This is a genomic window from Rubritalea sp. (assembly GCF_039830215.1).
Taxonomy (GTDB): Bacteria; Verrucomicrobiota; Verrucomicrobiia; order Verrucomicrobiales; family Akkermansiaceae; genus Rubritalea.
This window is the reverse complement of sequence record NZ_JBDOPO010000100.1, coordinates 1-7,754: the sequence shown is the minus strand read 5'-3', so window position 1 is coordinate 7,754 and position 7,754 is coordinate 1. Positions and strand designations below refer to the sequence as shown.

Below are 7,754 nucleotides of genomic sequence, written 5' to 3'. Positions count from 1 at the left end.
AAAGACTTTCTGCGCAGGGCTTCGTTGTTCTTCGCTCACGGATATGAATCCGTTCAATCATCACGCCTTGCCTTGCTTGAAATTCTTTCCAGCACCACCAACGCTAGTTGCCGGAGGTGCCCTTAAGCGGAGAGAAAAAGAATTCTTTAGGAAGACGATGCGGCAGTAAGAGGCGTATTGAGGAGCTTCGAGCCATGAGCGGCACTTACCATCTATTTACCTTTCACCTTACTGCAACTTTCGGAATGAATGGCACGATGGTTTGGCCGGCATAGGAGACTTGTGCTGGCTGCAAGCGTTGGCGCATGGCATTGCTGGCTGAAATAGGGTGTGAGAGGCTTTCGTAGGTGTTGAGTCGCACCTCAGCGGCTTCTACGTCGGCATCGTTAGCAATGAGGTGTTCGATCGCTAGATCACCTAGGAAGAGCATATGCAGCGTGAGGGGGTGAGGTGCTCCTGAGAGCAAGTGGAAATCGACTTCCTCTTCATTCGCAGGGAATGGGCAGCCGTGCTCGTGCAGGGCAAGCAGGAGATGTTGTTGGAAGCTTCCTAGCAGGCTGGCGAGGTCATTATACCGATCGACAAGAATGAGGCTGTATTTACTGACTGCATTGGTGAAAAGAAAAAGGTGCTCGAGCCCGTCATCAGTGCTGATGAGGTGCTCACAGCCCCAGAGTGCTTTCCAATTGGAGGAAAGCAGTGTGGCGCTGTCACTCTGGATGTCTTGCGGAGGTATGATGAAGTGGGATTGCACTTCGGCGCTGAGATAGAGTTGGATTTGCATAGCGGGATCCCGATAGGCTAAAACCTATAGATCCGATACTCTGCAAAGTTCTCATCGAGTTAGACAGCGATTTATTCAACTATTAGAAATCGGCTGAGAGCCTCTATTTTTCTACAACTAACTGATACTTGATAGGTTTTCTAACTGGAAAACCGGAGTTTTTTCTAGATTTGAGGCGTCTAGGTCGACTTTGATGGTAATCGACCAATCATTTTTTTCGTCGGGGTCGCAGAGGATTTGAGTGACTTTCCAGTGGTTTTTGTCAGACGATTGATCGATCTGGGTGTGCTTCACATTACGCGCTTCTGGGTCGAGTCGGATGCTATGGTGCTCGGCGTCGAAGTAGCCGTCAATCAATGGGTCGAGCCTGGCAGAGGTCCACGCGACTCCTTCTGAGTCGGTTGATTGAAATTGCTCCAAGAAGGATGGTATGTCGTCGTAAGAAAGGTGCTTGAGCGCTGTCAGGGACTTTTCGCGCACGAGTTTGGTGAATTTTTTTGTCTGCTGGGTGAGCGGCCGCTGGGCCGCTTCTTTTTGCTTTGCTTCCTTCTCTTCCAAGTAGTTTGGGTTCTGCATTAGTTCCCACTCATCAATCAGTGAGGAATCGACTGAGGTGACATGGTCTTTGAGGTAGGTTTCAGCTTCGAGTAGTATATCGTCTTTCAGGCTGGGAGCGACAGTTTGCGCGAGCACTTTATAGACCTCAGACAGGTGGCGCAGAAGAATAGCCTCAGAGCGCTCTAGCTTGTAGTCTTTGATGAAGTCCTCGAAGTCCATGTACTCCTCGAACATCTCGCGAGCAATCGATTTGGGCCGGATACCTTCGGATTGAACCCAGGGGTGCTTGGCTCGGAATTTGTTGAAAGTATCGTAGATGAAGTCCTTCCCCGGTTGTGGGTAGTTGACGTCTTCGAGCCTTTCCATCCGTTCATCGTAACTCACTCCTTCCTCGCGAAGTTCAGCGATCAGTGCTCCTTTCGCTTTGTTGACTTGAGCCTTGAGGAGCGCAGCCGGGTCTTCAAGAATCGATTCGATCAAGGAAATCACCTGAAGCCCGTAGCTCGGGTGCTCTCGGTCAAGCTCAGGGATGGTCTCTAGCAGGTAGAGGCCGAGAGCTTGGTTCATCGTGAAATCGTCTTGAAGGTCGATGTGCAGCTTCACTTTCGGTGAGTTTGGTTCGGGGTTGCGCTCGGCTGGGGGAATGATGGTGAGCACGCCACCACGGACGAGTGCGATGAACATTTCTCGCGCTTGGATGCGAAGTTTTTTCTTAGCTGTCTCAGTTTCGTGGCAATCGTTGATCAGCTTTTTCAGCGCGGCACAGCCGTCTTCGTGTGTGCGTCCGAGGAGATTTAGAATCAGATTGTGGCGCAGGCGGAAGCTTGATTTGAGCGGTTCGGGTGCTGAGGCTTCCAGCTTTTCAAAAGTTTCCTTATTCCAAGAGACGAAGCCGAAGTCTGGTGCCTTCTTTTTGACGAACTTTTTCTTCTTTTTGGAAGCTGCCGCCTTGGCTTCGAGCTTGAGATTTTCGATGATATGCTCTGGCGCCTGGGCAACGACATACCCACGGTCGTCGAACCCTCGGCGGCCAGCACGACCAGCAATTTGTTTGAAGTCGCGGACAGTAAGGATTTTGACGCCTGCCCCGTCAAATTTACAGAGCTGAGTAAACAGGACAGAGCGAATAGGCACGTTGACACCGACACCTAGAGTGTCAGTGCCACAGATGACTTTTAGCAAGCCGCGCTGAGTCAGCTTCTCTACAAGAATGCGGTATTTAGGGAGCAATCCAGCATGGTGGATGCCGATGCCGTGGCGCAGCATCTTGCTTATTTCTTTACCATAGGGGGATCTAAAGTTGGCATTATGCAGAGCTTCCGCGAGTTCTTTTTTCTCTTCCTTACTACAGAAGTTATGTGAGAGCAGGTTTTGCGAGGACTCGGCAGCAGAGCGCTGTGAAAAATGCACTAAGTAGACCGGAGCTTTGTTGGCTTCGACTAACTCCACTACTTTTTCAGCAAGAGGAGTTTCGGAGTAGTCGAACTCGAGAGGGACTGGGCGTTGCTCAGATTGCACCAAGGCGGTCTCAGCACCAGTGAGTTCGCTCAGCACTGTCTTAAAAAATTGGGTGTCGCCGATGGTGGCTGACATCAAGGAGAAGCGAGCCTGCGGCAGGGTCAGTAGAGGGATTTGCCAAGCAATTCCACGCTCAGCATCTGAGTAGTAGTGAAATTCGTCCATGATGACGTCATCCACCTTAGCTCGCGCTCCGTCGCGCAGGGCGAGGTTAGAGAGGATTTCCGCTGTGCAGCAAATGATAGGCGCAGTGGGGTTTATCGTGGCATCGCCAGTGATCATCCCCACATTCTCTGGGCCAAAAGAGTTGCAGAGCGAGAGGAATTTCTCGTTAGCCAGTGCCTTAATCGGGACAGTGTAGTAAGAAATGCGGTTATCGCAGAATGACTTGTAATGGTGGGCGAGAGCCACCATCGATTTTCCTGAGCCAGTGGGAGTGTTGAGAATCACGTTGTTACCCGCAAAAACCTCCAAGATAGCTTCTTCCTGATGGTCGTAGAGCTCGACCCCAGCCTCCAGCACCGTTGTGAGGAAATGGTTGAGAGCGTCATCGTTATCGAACTCTCCCGTTGGCTTAGTCAATTGCATGAGGCAAGTGATACGGGCGGAGTAGGAAGAGGGAAGGCTAAAGTGTGGGAAAGCCGTAGGCTTGGCTGATTAGCTAGTGAGAATTTCCATCTAGTGAGTGAATAGACTTACTTGGACTAGTGGGTAATATCGTAGACTAGTCGACATGCGAACAGCTGTAGGAAGGGTCGACATTCTCAATGTCCCCACCATAAGCGTGAGGGAGTGAACAAAGTCTATGAACTAACAGTTGGCCACATCTTTGTGAAGGTTATCTTACTGAGCACTGTACTAGAGTCCGCAGAACGTGGTTAGAGAATGTAGCGTTCGAAAATGCCTACGGCAGGATAAAAAAATTCCACACGATTTCTCGTGTGGAATAGAGAGTTTGAGGTGTCTGCTAGTTAGATTTAAGCAGCGCTACTCTTTTTCTTTTTAAGGATTGGAGTTTTTTTACCAGTAACGACAGCGCGGTTTATAGTGACGCTCTCTAGGTCCTTGCGGCTTGGCACATCGTACATTACGTCGAGCATTATTTTCTCTATGATTGAGCGAAGCGCACGAGCTCCAGTTCCACGTCGAACAGCTTCTTCAGCGAGAGCTGTGAGGCCGTCCTTGGTGATGATTAGCTTGACGTCATTCATGCTAAGGAGCTTCTGGTATTGCTTTACCATAGCATTTTTCGGCTCAGTGAGAATCTGAACGAGTTCTTCTTCGTCGAGACGGCGGAGTGAGGAGAAGACAGGAAGGCGTCCGATAAATTCAGGGATGAGACCGAAGTGTAGTAGGTCTTCAGGCTGCACCATCGTGAGTAGGTCGCGGTCTTCTTTGTGCGTGATGTCTTCTTCGGAAACTTTAAAGCCGAGTGAACGCTTGCCTAAACGGTCTCGAACAAGGTCTTCCATCCCGACGAATGCACCACCAACCACGAAGAGAATCTTCTCGGTATTGACCTGAATGTACTCTTGCTGCGGGTGCTTGCGGCCGCCTTGCGGTGGGACATTACAAACAGTGCCTTCTAAAATTTTAAGTAGTGCTTGCTGGACACCTTCACCTGATACGTCACGCGTGATGGAGACGTTTTCAGTCTTCCGCCCAATCTTGTCGATCTCATCCACATAAATGATACCGCGCTCAGCTTTTGCTACGTCTCCGCCCGCTGCTTGCAGGAGGCGGAGGATGATGTTCTCTACATCATCACCCACGTAGCCAGCTTCAGTAAGGGTGGTGGCGTCCACGATGGAGAAGGGGACGTCGAGTACGCGTGCGAGTGTGCGTGCTAGAAGTGTTTTGCCTGATCCCGTGGGGCCAAGCATTAGAATGTTAGACTTTTCAATTTCCACGTCTTCGAGTTCAGGATCGTGCTGATGATCGTGTTGGCGGAGGCGCTGGTAATGATTATAGACAGCAACTGAGAGTGTCTTTTTTGCATGCTCTTGGCCGATGATGTAATCATTGAGTCGATCACATATCTCAGAAGGAGTGAGGATATCGGTGTGCTGTGTTGCTGGGGCATTGATATCCGTCGGTGATTTGCTGTATTTGGTAACGCCGTTAAGCTCTTTTTGTAAAATGGTGGAGCATACTTCGATGCATCCATCGCAGATATAGACGCCAGGGCCAGCGACGAGTTTTTTTACTTCAGAGTGACTTTTGCCACAAAAGGAGCACAATGTTAGGTTGTTTGAACGAGCCATGATGGTGACCTAGAGTTTGTGTATTCTAGGTGAGTTAAGTTTGAAGTGTGTGGTGAAATCGGATGAGGAATATATATACGATCATCGAGCTCGTACGTCTACACTAGATGACTGGGAATAGAATGTCCTGCAAGTTGCATTTAGTTGAAGAAAAGGGCGCTAGAGAGTAACTAGCGCCCTTAGAAAGATGAGGAAAGAGTTGACTTTCTTCTTCTTGTCTGGAGTGTTACTTATCTCGAGGACTTTGTCCACGAGGCCGTAGGCAACAGCTTCTTCCGCAGACATGTAGTTGTCGCGGTCAGCGTCCTTTTCAAGCTGCTTAGGAGTTTTTCCTGTGTGCTTGGCGAGGATGTTGTTCAGGCGGCTTTTGAGGCCGTACATGAACTCGACTGTGCGCTCAACATCAGATGCTGTACCTTGAGCTCCGCCAGAAACCTGGTGGATCATTACGTGTGAGTTAGGAAGGCAGAAGCGCTTACCTTTGGTACCCGCAGTGAGGAGAACAGAGCCCATTGAGGCACAGATACCGATACAGTAGGTGTTCACATCACATGTGAGGAATTGCATAGTGTCGTACATCGCAAGACCAGCAGTGACAGAGCCACCAGGTGAGTTGATGTAGACGTGGATGTCTTTCTTCGGATCTTGCATCTGCAAGAACAGGAGCTGCGCGATGACTGCGTTTGCGACGTGGTCATCAATGGCAGTGCCAATGAAGATAATACGGTCCTTGAGCAGGCGTGAGTAGATATCATATCCGCGTTCGCCACGGCCATCGGATTCGATGACTGTAGGGATCGGGTAATAGTTGGCCTGCGGGGCCATAGGATTGGAGTTATGGATGTTGGGATTAAGCATCAGTTTTTTCTTCAGTAACAGTTTCGCCAGTTACTTTCGCGTTCTCTACCAAAAAGTCAATTGTCTTGCCGATAAGTACGGAGTTGCGAACGTTTTGGATGGCGTTGTTTTTCTGAAGTTCCTTGATATACTTCTTAGGAGCTTTGTTCTCCTGTTGAGCCATCTGGTAGATGCGCTGGAGCACATCTTGGTCTTCGACTTTGATCTCTTCTTTGAATGCGATTTCCTGAAGTAGGAAGTTTGTCTTGAGGTTCGTACGAGCTTGAGCAGCTGCGTTTTCTTCAAGCTCTTCCTTCTGTGACTCGAGCATTTCCTGAGTCATGCCCTGCTGCATTGCACGCTGCGTCATTCCTTGGATGTTGCCTTGAGTTTCAGCAGCAACGAGTTCTTCTGGAAGTTCGAAGTCAACAGCTTGGTTGAGTTGCTCAACGATCTGGTTCACTTTCGCGTCTTCAGCAGCACGAGTCTTTTCTTGACCGAGTTGCTCTTTGATCACGTCCTTGAGTTCGTCGATACCCTTTTCTGGTAGAAGTTTGCCTGCGAACTCGTCGTTGAGTTCTGGGAGTTCCTGTACTTTGATTTCCTTGATTGTGACTGCGAATACGACGTCAGTTCCACGAACATCAGAGATTGGGAAGTCTTCACCGATAGAAACTGTGACTTCTTTTTCTTCGTCAATCTTGAGACCTTTAAGTTGAGGCCCGAATGTTGGAAGAAATGAATCTTCTTCGATCTTTACCCAGTGACCTTCGCGGCCTTCGAGGAAACCTGCTGGCTTGCCGATAGCTTCTGCTACTGGCTTACCGTCGAGAGTTGCTGTAAAGTCAATGACAGCGAAGTCGTTGTCTTCGAGCGCACGGTCAGAGATTTCTGTGAACTCAGCGAAACGTTGCTGAAGCTCAGTGAGAGAGTTTGCGACGTCTTCCTCATTTACTGTAGCAGATGGAACGTCGATAGAGAGGCCTTTGTACTCTGGTAGTTCGAACTCAGGGGCAAGAGTGATGGATGTTGCGAATGTGAAAGCTCCGTCGTCCTTGAAAGTTGGTGCTTGTGGAACCTGTACGTTGAGAACCTTGAGTTCTTCTTGCTTGATTGCGGCATCGCAACCAGCTTGAACAAGGCGGTTAGCGAGCTCGCCTTCGATTTCCTTTTCGTAACGCTTCTCAATGATTTTCACAGGAGCTTTACCTTGGCGGAAACCTGGAATGCTGGCCTGACCGATGTAAGACTTGAGAATAGTTTTGCGCTCTGAAGCTACTTTTTCAGCGGGAACCACAACGTTGACTGTTGCGGCACATGTGTTCTTTTCTACTGTGATATTCATGACGAAATTGGTTCGATTTAGTGATCGTTACCGAGCTTGGCTGTGTGTGCCCTTTAGCGCGGGAGCGGGAAATTAGGCAACTTTTATCAGAAGGTCAAAGCCGAAAAGACAATGTGGTCACTAACATTGACGATTTTTCCTATTTAAGCTTTAGATTGTCGATTTCTTGGTGTGTTTTTGAGGGTGTTAGGGTTATCAAATCCTTGATTTTCTGGCACAAGAATACGTGTCCATTTTTTAACGAACGATCAAGCTCGTGGTGAACCTATGTTGTTTAACGCTTCTGAATGGCTATTTTGAAGCATCAGCTCAGACTAAATCTGTGGCTTTAACTCATATTCAAGGCAAGACGATTGATGTCTATTTACAGAAAGCCAGCAAAACTGAGGTGACCATAAAGCTTGCGAGTAATCGGAAGACCCACACTTTGCAACTCAGTGATCTGGAT

Annotated in this window: 5 protein-coding genes; all 5 read right to left on the bottom strand. The window is 48.9% G+C overall.

Going from position 1 to position 7,754, the window contains the following annotated elements:
• Positions 1 to 223 precede the first annotated feature (223 nt).
• Positions 224 to 784: a hypothetical protein gene (locus ABGY95_RS03355; RefSeq protein ID WP_347440285.1), complete on the bottom strand. Its 561-nt coding sequence runs from the start codon at positions 782 to 784 to the stop codon at positions 224 to 226.
• A 117-nt stretch (positions 785 to 901) separates the two neighbouring features.
• A complete protein-coding gene (locus ABGY95_RS03350; RefSeq protein WP_347440284.1) occupies positions 902 to 3,448 on the bottom strand; it encodes a DUF3516 domain-containing protein in 2,547 nt (848 codons plus the stop codon).
• A 389-nt stretch (positions 3,449 to 3,837) separates the two neighbouring features.
• On the bottom strand, positions 3,838 to 5,124 hold the full coding sequence (gene clpX, locus ABGY95_RS03345; protein ID WP_347440283.1) for an ATP-dependent Clp protease ATP-binding subunit ClpX: 1,287 nt from the start codon (positions 5,122 to 5,124) through the stop codon (positions 3,838 to 3,840).
• Between the two features lie 159 nt (positions 5,125 to 5,283).
• A complete protein-coding gene (locus ABGY95_RS03340; RefSeq protein WP_347440282.1) occupies positions 5,284 to 5,949 on the bottom strand; it encodes an ATP-dependent Clp protease proteolytic subunit in 666 nt (221 codons plus the stop codon).
• A 25-nt stretch (positions 5,950 to 5,974) separates the two neighbouring features.
• The gene (tig, locus tag ABGY95_RS03335) at positions 5,975 to 7,306 is read right to left on the bottom strand and encodes a trigger factor (RefSeq protein ID WP_347440281.1); all 1,332 of its coding nucleotides are present in this window, start codon (positions 7,304 to 7,306) and stop codon (positions 5,975 to 5,977) included.
• Between the last annotated feature and the right edge of the window lie 448 nt (positions 7,307 to 7,754).

Bases quoted from the DNA above. Each gene is read 5' to 3' on its own strand.
- ABGY95_RS03355 (WP_347440285.1), bottom strand. From the start codon at position 784: ATGCAAATCCAACTCTATCTCAGCGCCGAAGTGCAATCCCACTTCATC.
- ABGY95_RS03350 (WP_347440284.1), bottom strand. From the start codon at position 3,448: ATGCAATTGACTAAGCCAACGGGAGAGTTCGATAACGATGACGCTCTC.
- clpX (WP_347440283.1), bottom strand. From the start codon at position 5,124: ATGGCTCGTTCAAACAACCTAACATTGTGCTCCTTTTGTGGCAAAAGT.
- ABGY95_RS03340 (WP_347440282.1), bottom strand. From the start codon at position 5,949: ATGGCCCCGCAGGCCAACTATTACCCGATCCCTACAGTCATCGAATCC.
- tig (WP_347440281.1), bottom strand. From the start codon at position 7,306: ATGAATATCACAGTAGAAAAGAACACATGTGCCGCAACAGTCAACGTT.